Source organism: Geodermatophilus dictyosporus (assembly GCF_900115505.1).
Taxonomy (GTDB): Bacteria; Actinomycetota; Actinomycetes; order Mycobacteriales; family Geodermatophilaceae; genus Geodermatophilus; species Geodermatophilus dictyosporus.
In genome coordinates this window covers 98017-112230 of the sequence record NZ_FOWQ01000005.1, presented here as the reverse complement: position 1 = coordinate 112230, position 14214 = coordinate 98017, and the positions used below count along the sequence as shown (strand labels likewise).

Below are 14214 nucleotides of genomic sequence, written 5' to 3'. Positions count from 1 at the left end.
CGCAGGGGGTGGCGGCGCACCGGCGGGGGAGAGGGAGGCACGGGTGACCATCAGCGCCTTCGACCTGTTCAAGGTCGGCATCGGCCCGTCGAGCTCGCACACGGTCGGCCCCATGCGCGCGGCCTGCACCTTCGCCTCCCGGCTCCGCGACGAGGGCCTGCTGGGACGGGTGAGGGGGGTGCGCTGCGAGCTGTTCGGGTCGCTGGGAGCGACCGGGCACGGACACGGCAGCGTTCCGGCGGTCGTCCTCGGCCTCGAGGGGGAGCAGCCCGACCTGGTCGACCCGGTCGCGGCCGGGCCGCGGGTCGACGCCGTCCGCCGCGCGGGCGAGCTGGCGCTGGCCGGAGAGCACCCCATCGCGTTCTCGGTCGACGACGACGTCGTGCTGCACCGTCGCAAGCGGCTGGACTTCCACAGCAACGGCATGCTCTTCCGGGCCCTGGACGCCGGAGGGGACGAGGTCGACCGGCGCGAGTACTACTCGGTGGGCGGCGGGTTCGTCCTCGACGAGGACGACGCCGGCAACCCGGCCGTCGTCGAGGACGCCACGCCCGTCCGGCACCCGTTCCGGACCGGTGAGGAGCTGCTGGCCCGGACGCGGGAGACGGGCCTGCGGATCAGCGACGTGATGCTGGCCAACGAGCTGGCCTGGCGGGGCGAGGCGGAGGTCCGCGCCGGCCTGCTGCACGTCTGGTCGGTGATGCAGGAGTGCGTCGAGCGGGGCACGCGGACCACCGGCGTCCTCCCCGGCGGGCTGAGGGTCCGCCGGCGCGCGGCTGCGCTGCGCGCGCAGCTGGACAGTTCCCCGGACGAGGCCGACCCGCTCCGCGCGATGGACTGGGTCACCCTCTACGCACTGGCGGTCAACGAGGAGAACGCCGCCGGCGGCCGCGTGGTGACCGCACCGACCAACGGCGCCGCCGGCATCGTGCCCGCCGTCCTGCACTACTACCGGGACTTCGTCGACTCCTACGGCGAGGACGGCGTGGTGCGGTTCCTGCTCACCGCCGCGGCGGTCGGGCTGCTGTTCAAGGAGAACGCCTCCATCTCCGGTGCCGAGGTCGGGTGCCAGGGCGAGGTGGGCTCGGCCTGCTCGATGGCCGCAGCGGGCCTCGCGGAGGTGCTCGGGGGGACGCCCGAGCAGGTGGAGAACGCCGCCGAGATCGGCATCGAGCACAACCTCGGACTCACCTGCGACCCGGTGGGTGGGCTGGTGCAGATCCCGTGCATCGAGCGCAACGCCGTCGGCTCGGTCAAGGCCATCACCGCCGCGCGCATGGCCGTGCGGGGGGACGGCCGGCACCACGTGCCGCTGGACAAGGCGATCAAGACGATGCGCGAGACCGGTGCGGACATGAAGGACAAGTACAAGGAGACCGCCCGTGGCGGGCTGGCGCTCAACATCGTCGAGTGCTGAGGAGGCACCCGTGTCCCACCCGTTCACCCTCACGCTCAGCTGCCAGGAGCGCCCGGGCATCGTGCACGCGGTCAGCTCGTTCCTGTTCCAGCACGGCTGCGACATCGTCGAGCACCAGCAGTTCGACGACCCCGTCCGCGGCCAGCTCTTCCTGCGCACGGCCTTCGTGTGCGCCGAGGACACCGACTGCGAGCGCCTCTCGGCGGACTTCCGGGCGGTGGCCGACGAGTTCGGCATGGGCTACCGGGTCAGCGGGGAGCAGCCGCAGCGGGTGGTGGTCATGGTGTCCAGGCTCGGTCACTGCCTCAACGACCTGATCTTCCGGTGGCGGGCCGGCAGCCTCGGCGCCCAGCTCGTCGCCGTGGTGTCCAACCACGAGGACCTGCGCCCGATGGCGGAGGCCGCGGGTCTCCCGTTCGTCCACCTGCCCGTGACGCCGGCGACCAAGCGGGAGGCCGAGGCCCGGCTGCTCGAGCTGGTCGACGAGTACCGGGCCGACCTGGTCGTGCTGGCCCGCTACATGCAGATCCTCTCCGACGAGACGTGCGCCGCCCTGTACGGCCGGGCGATCAACATCCACCACTCCTTCCTGCCGGGGTTCAAGGGCGCCAAGCCCTACCACCAGGCCTTCGACCGCGGGGTCAAGCTGGTCGGCGCGACGGCCCACTACGTCACCCCCGACCTGGACGAGGGCCCGATCATCGAGCAGGAGGTCATCCGCATCGACCACACCTACGACCCCCGCGCACTGGCGACGGTCGGCCAGGACGCCGAGGCGCTGGCGCTGTCGCGTGCCGTCCGGTGGCACAGCGAGCAGCGGGTGCTCCTCAACGGGAACAGCACCGTGGTCTTCCGGTGAACCGGCCGCCGGGTCCCCCTCCCGGACCGGGCGAGGGGCTCACTCGGTGGTCATCGCCCGGCGGCGGACGCGCTCGTCGTAGCGGTCGCGCTCGCCGCTGAGCGGCCTGCCGAGGTACTCGCCCAGCGTGACGCCGGCGGCGAGGGCGAGCCCGACCGCGCCGGCTCCGACGAGGGCGCCGAGCCCGTCGTCGATCCGTGCGTCGACGACGATGGTGAACAGGCCGTGGTAGATGGCCAGCCCGGGCAGCAGGGGGACGATGCCGCAGACCGCGACGAGCTGCGGGGGGATGCGGAGCCGCTCGGTGAGCACCTCCCCGCAGAACCCGAGGACGACGGCCGCGACGCCACTGGCCAGCGCGGGACCGGCGCCCAGCTCGCCGGCCACCCGGAACGTCGCCCAGGCCAGCGCCCCGGCGGCCGCGGCGAGGGCGACGGCGCGTGGCCGGGCGTGGCTGGCCAGGGCCCAGAACCCGGCGATACCGGCTGACGCGGCCAGCGCGACGCCGAAGCGCACCGGGGTCGGTGTGGTGTCGACGACGGCCAGCGGGAGCTGGGCGCGCTGGGCCAGGTCGAGCACGCCGGCGATGCCCACGACGATGCCGGCGGTCAGCGTCACCACCTCGAAGGCCCGCGCCGCGGCGGTCACCGGGAACCCGCTGATGGCGTCCTGGGCCGCGCTGACCAGGGAGAGTCCGGCGAGGAGCACGACGATGCCGGCGGCGACGACCAGGGAGGTCCGCACGTCGACGTCCGAGGCCAGGAGGAGGACGGCGACGCCCGTCGCGAGCGCGGCCCCGGCCACCTGCTGGAAGAACAGCGGCAGGCTCCGCCGGTTGAGCACCCGCAGCACCTGCTCGACCAGGGCGGTGGTCAGGGCGGCGAGGAGGGCCTCCCGCCAGCCGCCGCCGAGGACCAGTCCGAAGCAGGCGGCGACGCCCGCCCAGCCGAGCGCGGTCACGCTCCGGCGGTAGGTGGCGGGTGCCGAGACCACGCGGTCCAGCCGGCGGTGCGCCTCCTCGACGTCGAGGTCGCCGGCGCCGACCGCACGCGCCAGGTCGGTGATGCCCTGCAGGCGGGGGTAGTCGAGTCGGCTCGCGGTCACGATCCGCATCGCGGTGAGCGGCACCGCGTTCTCGCGGTCGTAGCTGACCGTGATCGAGGTGAAGGTGATGTCGATCTGGCAGCTGGTGAGCCCGTAGGCGGCGGCGACCCGCAGCACGGTCGCGGTCACGTCGGCCGCGGAGGCCCCGACGGCCAGCATCGACGCCCCGATGCGCAGGGCCAGCCCGAGCGCGGCGTGCGCGGTGAGGTCGTCCATCCGGCTGGCCTGGGCCCGCAGGCCGATCGGTGCGGTCGGCGGGCTGGTCCCGGCGATCGCCCGCCAGGCCCGCTCGGGGATGCGCGCGTACGGCACGTGACGGTTCGGGGGCCAGGTGGGCACGCCTCCACGGTAGGTGCGGTCGGCGCGCCCACCGCGCGACTGGCCGGCTCGTCCAGCGACGCCGGCCCGTCACGGTCGGTCAGCCGGCGGCTGGAGTACTCGACGCTCTCGCCACGAGACCGCGCCGGTCATCAATCGGTGGCCGGGGCAGGCTTGCGGGCGCGGCTGGGCTGGACCCGCAGCGGCTCGCCCGGCATCTTCGGGGAAGCGAACCGCGAAAGCGCTGTTCAGAGCGGCAGAACCGCAGGTGGAGCTGAGCGTGAGTGGGTGGGTCATCGGGCGAGTCCCCACCTCTCGCGCCCGCATGGGCAGACACTCGTCGTGCTCCATCGCTGACCCGACTGCGTGGGGAGGTGATCCGCTGGGACCGACGCGTGCTCTGAGATCAGCACTCGCGGCGAGAGCACCCGGGGCTGTTGCTGAGTGCGGCCCACGGCCAGGCGCGCGGGTCGGTCGAGGTCCGGAGGATGCGGCGAGCTGGCTCAGGCTTGACCTTGGACCCTGCTCCAAGGTCTAGCGTTCTTGCCGTGCTTCCCACCGTTGCACGAGCGCTGCGCGTGTCGGAACTGGGTTCGGTCGTCGGGGTGCGGCCCGACACCATCCGCTACTACGAGCGGGTGGGCCTCCTGCCGCCTCCGAACCGCACCCCGGGTGGCTACCGGGCCTACGACGCCGCCGCCGTCGACCGCCTCCGGTTCATCCGAGGCGCGCAGCGGCTCGGGCTGCGCCTCGTGGACATCCGACACCTGCTGGCGGTCCGGGACACGGGGATCTGCCCCTGTGAACCCGCCGAGCACCTCCTCCGGCGCCGGCTCGCGGAGGTCGATGCAGAGATCGCACGACTGACCGCGCTCAGGACGGAGATGGCCGCGATGGCCGCCGCGTTGCCGGTCACCGGATGCCCTCCGCCGAGCCCCGGTACCTGGTGCCCGTCGATGGAGGGAGGTGACCCCACGTGTTCGTGCTGACCTGCGTCTGCGACCCCGACTGCGACGACTCGTGTGACTGCGACTGCGGCTGAGCGCCGGTGGGTGACGGCGGGTGCCGGACCCGGGCCGGTACCTGTCCGGAGGACCGGTGAGGACGCGCCCTCGCTGCGGACCGCAGAGCTCTCGGTCGCTCCCCATGGGTCCGGAGTCGCATGTTCCCGTCCTGCCGGGCGCTGTGACCAGGATGACTCCGCGGCGATCCGGCACCACACCTCCACACGCTGGACCCGCGACGTCCGCGGTCGCCAGCTCCACCGTCTGGGCGGTGCGACGTGCATGAGAACCAGTACGACGTGATCGTTGTCGGCGCTCGGTGTGCCGGCTCCTCCACCGCGATGCTGCTGGCCCGCTACGGCCACCGGGTCCTGGTCGTCGACCGTTCGACCTTTCCCAGCGACACGATCTCCACCCACCTGATCCATCCCCCAGGGATGGCGGCGCTGCAGCGCTGGGGCCTCCTCGATCGTGTCATCGCCACGGGATGTCCGCCGATCGACACGTACGCATTCGACTTCGGACCCTTCACCCTCTCCGGTTCACCTGCAGCCCCGGGGTCCCCCGTCGCGTACGCCCCGCGGCGGACGGTGCTGGACGAGCTGCTGATCGAGGCAGCGGCCGACGCGGGCGCCGAGATCCGTGCAGGCTTCACGGTCAGTGAACTGGTCACTGAGGACGGCGCAGTCGTCGGGATCCGCGGCCACGGCAGGAACGACCGCCACACCGTCGAGGAGCGCGCCGGGGTGGTCGTCGGCGCGGATGGCCTGCACTCGCTCGTGGCCCGCCTCGTGCGACCGGATCGGTACCACGAGCACCCGCCGTTGCTGTGCGGCTACTACACCTACTGGAGCGGCCTGCCGATGGGCGGCCGATGGGAGGCGTACGACCGGCCGAATCGAGCCTTCGCCGCCTGGCCCACGAACGACGACCTGACGTTGGTCATCGCCGGGTGGCCTCACCGGGAGTTCGAGGTCAACAAGAAGGACCTCGAGGGCCACTACCTGCAGACGCTCGAATCGGCTCCGCTGTTCGCCGAGCGGCTCCGCTCGGCCACCCGCGAAACCCGCCTCGTCGGCGCCGTCGTGCCCAATTTCTTCCGTAAGCCCTACGGGCCCGGCTGGGTCCTGGTAGGCGACGCCGGTCACAACAAGGACTTCGTGACGGCGCAGGGCATCCAGGACGCCTTCCAAGACGCGGAGCTGTGCGCCGTCGCGTTGCACGAGAACTTCTCGGGAGGACGTTCCTTGGACGCCGCCTTGGGCGAGTACCAGTCGCGACGGGATGAACGCGTCCTCCCGATGTACGAGTTCACCCTGGAACTCGCGGCTCTGGAGCCGCCGCCGCCTGAGCTACTGCGCCTGCTCACGGCCGCCCATGGCAACCAGGAGGCGATGGACCAGTTCGCGCGGGTCAACGCGGGAGTCGAGTCACCGGCGGACTTCTTCGCACCGGACAACGTCGAACGCATCCTGGCCGCAGCTGAGTGACCACCGGTCGTCGCGCGTCTGACGGTCCGGTCGGGGTCAGCTGACGAGCCGGTCGGCTCCGTCGTGAACTGTCTCGCCCCCTTCGCGCAGATGCCCGTCCCGTGTCCTCCCGGTCCTGACGCCGTCGAGCCGGCCACTCAGCGGTCTCGCGTGGGGCGTGGAGGGGGGCACCGGCCACGGGCCTCCCTGCTGTGTCCGAGGGGGAGGAGCACAGCGCTCCGCAGGTGCCGGTGCCGGTGCCGGAGGTGCCGGTCAGCCGTAGACGTCGGCGCGGTGCGAGATGCGGACCACCCGGACGAGGACCTCGTCGTCGTGGATCGAGTAGACGACGCGGTACTGGCCCCGTCGCGCGGACCAGTAGCCCTCGAGATCGAAGCGCAGCGGCTTCCCGACGCGGTGCGGGTCCGCAGCCAGCGGCCCGTAGAGGAAGTCGACGACCGCGACAGCCACCGGCTCGGGGAGGTCGCGCTCGATGGCCCGCTTGGCCGCTGCCGAGAGGACGACGGTGTACCGAGGAGGGCCGGTCACCGCCGGCGGGCCGCGAGTGCGGCCCGCACCTCGGCCTCGCCGTAGACCTCGCCAGCGGCCATCGCTTCCTCCGACTGCCTGATCTCCGGGCGCGCTCGGGGGTCGGAGAGGATCTCCAGGGTCTCCATGAGGGACTCGTAGTCCTCGACGGCGAGGATGACCGCGACCGGGCTGCCGTTCCTGGTGACGGTGACGCGCTCGTGCGTGCCGGCGACCTCGTCGATCACCTGACTGAAGTGCGCCTTGACCGCCGCCAGGGACCGCGTCGCCATGACCACAATCATGGTCAGTCAGGGGGCGGCGGTCAAAGAGCTCGGCCGGGAGGCCCGGCAGCTCGTCGGGCACTTGCTCGCGGCCGAGGGGCGATCAGCGAGCAGGAGGAACAGTGGACGCTCCAGCCGCTGCGCTCGATGGTCCACGGTGTGTCGAAACTCGGTCCCAGGAGCCCGGGGAGGCGACCGGAGGAGTACGCCCGATTCACTGCAGGACGTGGGTTGTCCGTCGAGTGATCGCTGTGCTCCCCTGACGTTGAGCGCCGACTCATCCGTCCGCGCCGGTGGGACGCCTGGCGCGGCTCGGCTGGACCCGCATCGGCTCGCCCGGCATCTTCGGGTAGTCGGGGGGATAGGGCAGGTCACCCAGACCGTCGTCCGCGGCCTGGCGCTCGGCGAGCTCGAGCAGCGGCTCGATGCCGAAGGCGTGCCCGGCCAGGCCGGCGTGCTTGTCGCCGACCGCCCGGAACCGTTCCGGCATGGTCAGCACGGTGAAGTCGGTGGGGTGGACGTCGGGCAGCTCGTCCCAGTCCAGCGGCGCGGACACGGGGGCGTGCGGCCGGGGCCGGATGGAGTACGCCGAGGCGATCGTGCGGTCCCGGGCCATCTGGTTGTAGTCGATGAAGATCTTCTCGCCGCGCTCCTCCTTCCACCACGACATCGTCACGCGGTCGGGGAGGCGTCGTTCCAACTCGCGGCCGAAGGCGATGACCGCCCGGCGCACGTCGGTGAAGGTCCACCGCGGCTGGATCGGCACGTACACGTGCACGCCGCGCCCGCCGGAGGTCTTGGGCCAGCCCTCCATGCCGAGCTCGTGCAGCAGCTCGCGCACGTGCGGGGCCACCCACACCGCGTCGGAGAAGTCGGTGCCCGGCTGCGGGTCGAGGTCGATGCGGATCTGGTCGGGCGACTCGACGTCGGTCTTGTCCACCGGCCACGGGTGGAACGTCAGGGTGCCGAGGTTGGCGCACCAGGCGACGACGGCGACCGAGTCCGGCGCGATCTCGTCGGCCGTCCGCCCGCTGGGGAAGGTGATGTGCGCCGTCGGCACCCACTCGGGCGCGTTCTTGGGCACCCGCTTCTGGTAGAAGGCGTCGCCGGTGTTGTCCATCCGCGTCGACAGCCGGGCGCCCTCGAACACCCCGCCGGGCCAGCGCTCGAGCGTCGTCGGCCGGTCCCGCAGGGCGAACAGGACCCCCTCACCGACGGCGAGGAAGTACTCGACGACGTCGATCTTGCGGATCCCGCGCTCGGCGAAGTACGGCTTCTCCGGGTTGGAGACCCGCACCTCGTGCCCGTCGACGGTCAGGACGACGGCGTCCTTGCTGCTGGCCATGGGCTCCTCGTCTCGGGCGCGGCGGGCCGGGCTCCGGTCGGGCCCCGAGGGCCGGGCCGGAGAGGTCAGGCGGGGCAGGTCAGGCCGTCCTGCGGCACGGTCAGGTCGATCAGGTAGGCGTTGACCGCGTCGGTGACGCAGGGCGTCTTGGGGTAGGCGGTGTGCCCCTGGCCCTGCCAGGTCAGCAGCACGCCGGCGTCGAGGTCCTCGGCCATGTCGACCGCGCCGGGCAGCGGCGTCACCGGGTCGCCCTCGTTGCCGACGACGACGATCGGCGCGCTGCCCTCGGCGTCCCGCTCGGGCAGCGGGGTGCGCGGGGCGTCCCACGCGCCGCAGGTGTAGAGGCTGGACGCGGCGCCGGCGCCGAACAGCGGGTAGCGCTGGCCCCAGTCCTGCGCCAGCTGCAGCACCTGCTCCTCCGAGAAGGCCTCGTCCTCGGGGGTGTCGGCGCAGGTGATGGCCAGGTTGGCGTCCTGCAGGTTGGTGTAGCTGCCGTCCTCGAGCCGGCCGTTGTAGGCGTCGGCGAGGGAGAACAGGCCGGCGGAGTCCCCGCTGCCGGCCGCGGCGAGGCCCTGGGAGAGCTGCGGCCACGAGCCCGGGTCGTACATCGCGGCGAGGACGGCGGTCAGGACGACGCCCGGGGTCGCGGTGCGGGTCTCGCCCGCCGCGCTGCTCGGGACCGGGTCGGCGGCGGCCGCGGTGAGCAGGTCCTCGACGAAGCGGCGCGGGTCGTCGCCGATCGGGCAGCCGGAGACCAGGCCGGTGCAGTTCGCCGCGAAGGCGTCGAAGCTGGCCTCCAGCCCGGCCGCCTGCGACTCGGTCCGGGCCTGCCGGTCGGCGTCGGGGTCGACCGCGGCGTCGAGCACCAGTGCCCGCACCCGGTCGGGGTAGAGCTCGGCGTAGGTGGAGCCCAGCGTGGTGCCGTAGGAGTAGCCGAGGTAGGTCAGCTGCTCGTCGCCGAGCGACTCGCGCAGCAGGTCCATGTCGCGGGCGGTGTCGACGGTGTTGAAGGTGCCCAGGGCCTCGCCGTACTCCTCCTCGCACGCGGCGGCGACCTCGTCGGTCAGCGCGAGCACCTCGTCCATCTGCTCCTGCGTCGTCGGCCGCGGCTCGGCGGCGAGCGAGCGGTCCTTGAGCTCGGCGGGGATGCACTCGACCGGCGTCGACAGGCCCACCCCGCGCGGGTCGAAGCCGACGAGGTCGAAGCGGCGCAGCACGTCCTCGGGCAGCGACAGCGCCAGGCCCAGCGCGGCGTCCGCGCCGGAGCCGCCGGGCCCGCCCGGGTTGACCAGCAGCGAGCCGATCCGGTCGGTCTGGCCGGCGAGCTTCGCGCGGACGAGGAACAGCGGCAGCGTCTCGCCGTCGGCCTCGTCGTGGTCGATGGGCACCTCGGTGCGGCCGCACTCGAAGGCGATGTCGCGCTCGCTGCCCGGCGTCCCGGCGATGAGCCCGGTGATCTGGGCGTCGCAGTCGGTCCAGGTGATCGGGGCGGCCTCCGGCTCGGCCGGGGTCGTCGTCGCGGCCGACGACTCCGAGGCCGACATCGACTCGGAGAAGGAGGTGCACCCGGTGACCGCGAGGAGCAGTCCGGTCGAGGCGGCGAGCAGGCCGCGGCGCAGACGCATGATCACGAGGTTATGAGCCGTGCGGCGCGAGCGCAGGCGTCGTGTCCGGTCTCTCAACCGTCGAACACCTCGGCCAGGTCGTAGCGCACCGGGACCTCGAGCTGGTCGTAGGTGCAGCTGCGCGGGTCGCGGTCGGGCCGCCAGCGCAGGAACTGGCCGGTGTGCCGCAGCCGCCGGCCCTCCAGCTGGTCGTACTTGACCTCGACGACGAGCTCGGGGCGCAGCGGCACCCAGGACAGGTCCTTCCTGGCGTTCCACCGGCTCTGCGCGCCCGGCATGCGGTGCTCGCCGTCGGCCTGCTGCTCGGCGTCGGCCCACTCCCGCCAGGGGTGGGTGTCCAGCGCGTCGGTCCGGTAGGGCGCCAGCTCCTCGACCAGCTCCGCGCGCCGGGCCATCGGGAAGGACGCCGCGACGCCGATGTGCTGCAGCCCGCCGTCGTCATAGAGGCCCAGCAGCAGCGAGCCGACGATCGGCCCGCTCTTGTGCCACCGGAACCCGGCGACCACGGCGTCGGCGGTGCGGACGTGCTTGACCTTGACCATCAGCCGCTGGTCGGGGCCGTAGGGCAGGTCGGGGGCCTTGGCGACGACGCCGTCGAGGCCGGCGCCCTCGAACTCCTCGAACCAGCGCTGCGCCGTCGCCACGTCGCGGGTGACGGCGGTGACGTGCACCCGCTCGGTGGCGGTGACCGCCTCGTGCAGCCGGGCCTGCCGTTCGGCGAAGGGCGTCTCCAGCAGCGACTCGTCGTCCAGCGCCAGCAGGTCGAAGGCGACGAAGTGGGCCGGCGTCTGCTCGGCCAGCAGGTCCACCCGCGACTTCGCGGGGTGGATGCGCTGCAGCAGCGACTCGAAGTGCAGCCGGTCGCCCTGCGGGACGACGATCTCGCCGTCGACGACGCAGCGCCCGGGCAGCGCCTCCTTGACCGCGGCGACCACCTCGGGGAAGTAGCGGGTCAGGGGGCGCTCGTTGCGGCTGCCCAGCTCCACCTCGTCGCCGTCGCGGAAGACGATGCAGCGGAAGCCGTCCCACTTCGGCTCGTAGAACAACCCCTCGTCGGTGGGCAGCTTCGTGACGGCCTTGGCCAGCATCGGCTTCACCGGCGGGAGGAGGGGCAGGTCCATGCCGGTCAGTCAATCAGCGGGGGACGACCGCGCACACGACGACGTCGACCGGACGGGTGGCCGGACCCCCTGGGGAGCGACGGCCCTCGGTAGGTTGGCCGACGTGACCAGGACGGTCGGGGTGCACGAGGCCGGGACGCACCCGTCCCGGCTGCTCGAGCAGGTGGCCGCCGGCGAGGAGGTCGGGACCGCCGATCGCGGACGCGTGGTCGCCCGACCGGCCGGCTGACCGTGTCCCGCCCGAGGACGGAGGACGCGGCGGCGTGGGCGCTGGCGGCGCTCATGGTGGGCAGCGGGGTCACCCACTTCACGAGGCCCGGCTACTACCGGGGGCTGGTGCCGTCGTGGCTGCCGGCGCGCTCGGCACTGGTCGCGGTGAGCGGGCTGGCCGACGTCGTCGCCGGTGTCCTCGTCGCGGTGCCGGCGACCCGGGCGGCCGGCGCGCGGGCGACCGCCGCGCTGATCACGACCTACCTGCCCGCGCACCTGGAGCCGCTGCGCCACCGCCGCACCGCGCAGCGCGCGTTCGACCGGCCGGCCGGTGTCGCGGCACGCGTGGCGGTGAACCTGGGCTACGTCGCCTGGGCGGTCGGGGTCGCCCGGCGGGGGAGCGGTCAGCGGTCGACGGCGTAGCGGGTGAACAGCACCCCGTCCTCCTCCAGCACCTGCAGCAGCCGGGGGCGGACGACGGCGGGCAGCGCGCCGGTCACCAGCCGGCCCTCCCCGCCGACGAGGGCGGGGGAGACGGTGAGGTCCAGCTCGTCGACCACCCCGGCGGCCAGCGCCGCGGTCAGCAGCGCCGGTCCGCCCTCGCAGACCAGCTGCGCCAGGCCGCGGTCGGCCAGCCGGTCCAGTGCCAGCGGCAGGTCGACGTCGTCGTCCCCGCAGACGAGCACCTCGACCCCGGCGCCGGCCACCGCGGCCCGGCGGGCGGTGTCGGCCGCCCCGCAGGTGACCAGCACCGTCGACGGGACGGCCAGCCGGTCGCCCGGTGCCAGCGACGCCCGCCGCGAGACGACCACGACCGGTGCCGTGCCCGGCCGGCCCAGCGCCGCGCGCAGCCGCCCGACGGCGGAGTCGGCGGACACCGGCCGGTAGCCCTCGGCGGCGGCGGTCCCGTGCCCCACCAGCACCCCGTCGGCCAGTGCGCGCAGCACCCGGAACACCCGCTTGTCGCCGGGGGAGCCCAGCCCCGCGCTGCGACCGTCCACGGTGACCGCGCCGTCCAGCGAGGTCACGAAGTCCACCCGCACAAACCGGCCCGGCGGCAGCGCGTACGCCGCCGCCAGGTCGTCGTCGGAGAGGTCCTCCGCGTTTGACGGGTGCAGCCGGCGCATCAGGTGGTCAGGACGACGGCGCTCTCGGCCGGCACGGTCACCGCCGTCCCGTCCAGCCCGGGGGAGTCCCCGGTGGCGAACAGCACGCCGGTGACCGCCCGGTCCAGGTCGACCTCCCGCGGCTCGCCCGACAGGTTGGCCAGCACCCGCAGCGACCCGCGGTGCACCACCAGCACGCGGTCCTCGTCGTCCCAGCCGGCCTCGACCGCGGAGAGGTCCGCGTCGACCAGCTCGGGCCGGGAGTGCCGCAGCGCCAGCAGCGTGCGGTGCACCTCGAGCAGCCGGGCGTGCGGCTCCCGCCCGACCTCCGACCAGTCGAGCTTCGACCGCCGGAAGGTCTCGGGGTCCTGCGGGTCGGGCACCTCGTCCTCGTCCCACCCGTGCTCGGCGAACTCGCCCTTGCGCCCCTCGGCGGTGGCCCGGCCGATCTCGGGGTCGGTGTGGCTGGTGAAGAACTGCCACGGCGTCGAGGCGCCCCACTCCTCGCCCATGAACAGCATCGGGGTGAACGGGCTGGTCAGCACCAGCGTCGCGCCGACGGCGAGCAGGCCGGGGGACAGCGACGCCGAGACGCGGTCGCCGACGGCGCGGTTGCCGATCTGGTCGTGGTCCTGCAGGTAGCCGAGGAACTTCCAGCCCGGCAGCGCCGCGGTGTCGACCGGCCGGCCGTGGTGCCGGCGGCGGAAGCTCGACCAGGCGCCGTCGTGGAGGAAGGCGCCGGTGAGGGTCTTGGCCAGCCCGCCCAGGCCGGCCGCCGCGAAGTCGGCGTAGTAGCCCTGGCCCTCGCCGGTGAGCGAGGCGTGCAGCGCGTGGTGGAAGTCGTCGCTCCACTGGGCGGACATGCCCAGGCCGCCGGCCACGCGCGGCGTGACCATCCGCGGGTCGTTGAGGTCGCTCTCGGCGATCAGCGTCAGGGGCCGGCCGACGGCGACCGACAGCCGGTCGACCTCCTGTGCCAGCTCCTCGAGCACGTGGGTGGCCCGCTCGTCGACCAGCGCGTGCACGGCGTCGAGGCGCAGCCCGTCGACGTGCATGTCGCGCAGCCACATCAGGGCGTTGTCGATGACGTACCGGCGCACCTCGTCGGAGTCGGGGCCCGAGAGGTTGACCGACTCGCCCCAGGTGTTCGCGCCGCCCTCGGCGAAGATCGGCATGAACAGCGGCAGGTAGTTCCCCGACGGGCCGAGGTGGTTGTAGACGACGTCCTGGACCACGCCCAGGCCCCGCTGGTGGCAGGCGTCGACGAAGCGCTGGTAGGCCGCGGGCCCGCCGTAGCTCTCCTGGACCGTGTACCAGAGGACGCCGTCGTAGCCCCAGTTGTGGGTGCCGTCGAAGCCGTTGACCGGCAGCAGCTCGACGAAGTGGACGCCGAGGTCGACGAGGTGGTCGAGCCGCTCGATCGCCGAGTCCAGCGTGCCCTCGGGGGTGAAGGTGCCGACGTGCAGCTCGTAGACGACGCCGCCGGCGAGCGGACGGCCGGTCCAGGCGCGGTCGCCCCAGTCGTACGCGGCCGGGTCGAAGCGGCGGGAGAGCCCGTGCACGCCCTCGGGCTGGCGCCGGGAGCGCGGGTCGGGCCGCGGGGTGTCGTCGTCGCCCAGCAGGTAGCCGTAGTCGGCCTCCGGGCCGGCCTCGACCTCGGCCCGCCACCAGCCGGCGTCGTCCCGGCGCATCTCGTGCACCGAGCCGTCGACCTGCAGCCGGACCCGCTGGGGGACCGGTGCCCAGACGGCGAACTCGACGGGTGCGGACATGCGGGCGCCTCCAGGGGACAGGGGGGTGACCGGTGGGTCTTGCCCGCGTGCC

General features: G+C 73.5%; 14 protein-coding genes. 6 read left to right on the top strand and 8 right to left on the bottom strand.

Going from position 1 to position 14214, the window contains the following annotated elements:
• Positions 1-43 precede the first annotated feature (43 nt).
• A complete protein-coding gene (locus tag BMZ33_RS13425) occupies positions 44-1417 on the top strand; it encodes an L-serine ammonia-lyase (protein ID WP_091111267.1) in 1374 nt (457 codons plus the stop codon).
• A gap of 10 nt (positions 1418-1427) precedes the next feature.
• On the top strand, positions 1428-2276 hold the full coding sequence (purU, locus tag BMZ33_RS13420) for a formyltetrahydrofolate deformylase (RefSeq protein ID WP_091111264.1): 849 nt from the start codon (positions 1428-1430) through the stop codon (positions 2274-2276).
• 39 nt (positions 2277-2315) lie between these two features.
• Here purU and BMZ33_RS13415 read toward each other — a convergent pair whose 3' ends face one another.
• Positions 2316-3719, bottom strand: coding sequence for a threonine/serine exporter family protein (locus tag BMZ33_RS13415; RefSeq protein WP_091111261.1), 1404 nt, complete (start codon positions 3717-3719; stop codon positions 2316-2318).
• Positions 3720-4246: 527 nt separating this feature from the next.
• On the opposite strand from BMZ33_RS13415, the gene BMZ33_RS13410 reads away from it, so the two are divergent.
• Positions 4247-4687 (top strand): heavy metal-responsive transcriptional regulator, encoded by a 441-nt coding sequence (locus BMZ33_RS13410; RefSeq protein ID WP_169064288.1) that lies wholly within the window; start codon positions 4247-4249, stop codon positions 4685-4687.
• A gap of 293 nt (positions 4688-4980) precedes the next feature.
• On the top strand, positions 4981-6192 hold the full coding sequence (locus BMZ33_RS13405; protein ID WP_091111254.1) for an NAD(P)/FAD-dependent oxidoreductase: 1212 nt from the start codon (positions 4981-4983) through the stop codon (positions 6190-6192).
• A gap of 252 nt (positions 6193-6444) precedes the next feature.
• Here the strand turns inward: BMZ33_RS13405 and BMZ33_RS13400 are convergent, their stop codons facing one another.
• The 5 genes from BMZ33_RS13400 to BMZ33_RS13380 form a co-directional block, all read right to left on the bottom strand.
• The gene (locus BMZ33_RS13400) at positions 6445-6720 is read right to left on the bottom strand and encodes a type II toxin-antitoxin system RelE family toxin (protein ID WP_091111251.1); all 276 of its coding nucleotides are present in this window, start codon (positions 6718-6720) and stop codon (positions 6445-6447) included.
• Positions 6717-6992 carry a type II toxin-antitoxin system Phd/YefM family antitoxin gene (locus BMZ33_RS13395; protein ID WP_169064287.1) on the bottom strand — a complete coding sequence of 92 codons (276 nt, stop codon included), beginning with the start codon at positions 6990-6992 and terminating at the stop codon, positions 6717-6719. Before BMZ33_RS13395 ends, BMZ33_RS13400 begins: the two co-directional genes overlap by 4 nt.
• A 268-nt stretch (positions 6993-7260) precedes the next feature.
• The gene (locus tag BMZ33_RS13390; RefSeq protein WP_091111247.1) at positions 7261-8328 is read right to left on the bottom strand and encodes a DNA polymerase domain-containing protein; all 1068 of its coding nucleotides are present in this window, start codon (positions 8326-8328) and stop codon (positions 7261-7263) included.
• Between the two features lie 65 nt (positions 8329-8393).
• Positions 8394-9953 carry an alpha/beta hydrolase gene (locus BMZ33_RS13385; protein WP_091111830.1) on the bottom strand — a complete coding sequence of 520 codons (1560 nt, stop codon included), beginning with the start codon at positions 9951-9953 and terminating at the stop codon, positions 8394-8396.
• A 53-nt stretch (positions 9954-10006) separates the two neighbouring features.
• Positions 10007-11074, bottom strand: coding sequence for an ATP-dependent DNA ligase (locus BMZ33_RS13380; protein WP_091111245.1), 1068 nt, complete (start codon positions 11072-11074; stop codon positions 10007-10009).
• A 103-nt stretch (positions 11075-11177) separates the two neighbouring features.
• On the opposite strand from BMZ33_RS13380, the gene BMZ33_RS24490 reads away from it, so the two are divergent.
• Together BMZ33_RS24490 and BMZ33_RS13370 are read left to right on the top strand one after the other, a co-directional pair.
• Positions 11178-11303, top strand: coding sequence for a type II toxin-antitoxin system Phd/YefM family antitoxin (locus BMZ33_RS24490; RefSeq protein WP_280139219.1), 126 nt, complete (start codon positions 11178-11180; stop codon positions 11301-11303).
• 2 nt (positions 11304-11305) lie between these two features.
• The gene (locus tag BMZ33_RS13370; RefSeq protein ID WP_091111242.1) at positions 11306-11707 is read left to right on the top strand and encodes a DoxX family protein; all 402 of its coding nucleotides are present in this window, start codon (positions 11306-11308) and stop codon (positions 11705-11707) included.
• Here the strand turns inward: BMZ33_RS13370 and BMZ33_RS13365 are convergent.
• On the bottom strand, positions 11689-12411 hold the full coding sequence (locus BMZ33_RS13365; protein WP_091111239.1) for a dihydrofolate reductase family protein: 723 nt from the start codon (positions 12409-12411) through the stop codon (positions 11689-11691). The genes BMZ33_RS13370 and BMZ33_RS13365 overlap by 19 nt on opposite strands.
• A complete protein-coding gene (treZ, locus tag BMZ33_RS13360; RefSeq protein ID WP_091111236.1) occupies positions 12411-14162 on the bottom strand; it encodes a malto-oligosyltrehalose trehalohydrolase in 1752 nt (583 codons plus the stop codon). The genes BMZ33_RS13365 and treZ overlap by 1 nt, the downstream gene beginning before the upstream one ends.
• Positions 14163-14214: the final 52 nt, after the last annotated feature.

Coding starts and splice junctions, on each gene's coding strand:
- BMZ33_RS13380 (WP_091111245.1), bottom strand. CDS start 11,074: ATGGACCTGCCCCTCCTCCCGCCGGTGAAGCCGATGCTGGCCAAGGCC.
- BMZ33_RS13365 (WP_091111239.1), bottom strand. CDS start 12,411: ATGCGCCGGCTGCACCCGTCAAACGCGGAGGACCTCTCCGACGACGAC.
- treZ (WP_091111236.1), bottom strand. CDS start 14,162: ATGTCCGCACCCGTCGAGTTCGCCGTCTGGGCACCGGTCCCCCAGCGG.
- BMZ33_RS13385 (WP_091111830.1), bottom strand. CDS start 9,953: ATGCGTCTGCGCCGCGGCCTGCTCGCCGCCTCGACCGGACTGCTCCTC.
- BMZ33_RS13390 (WP_091111247.1), bottom strand. CDS start 8,328: ATGGCCAGCAGCAAGGACGCCGTCGTCCTGACCGTCGACGGGCACGAG.
- BMZ33_RS13395 (WP_169064287.1), bottom strand. CDS start 6,992: ATGGCGACGCGGTCCCTGGCGGCGGTCAAGGCGCACTTCAGTCAGGTG.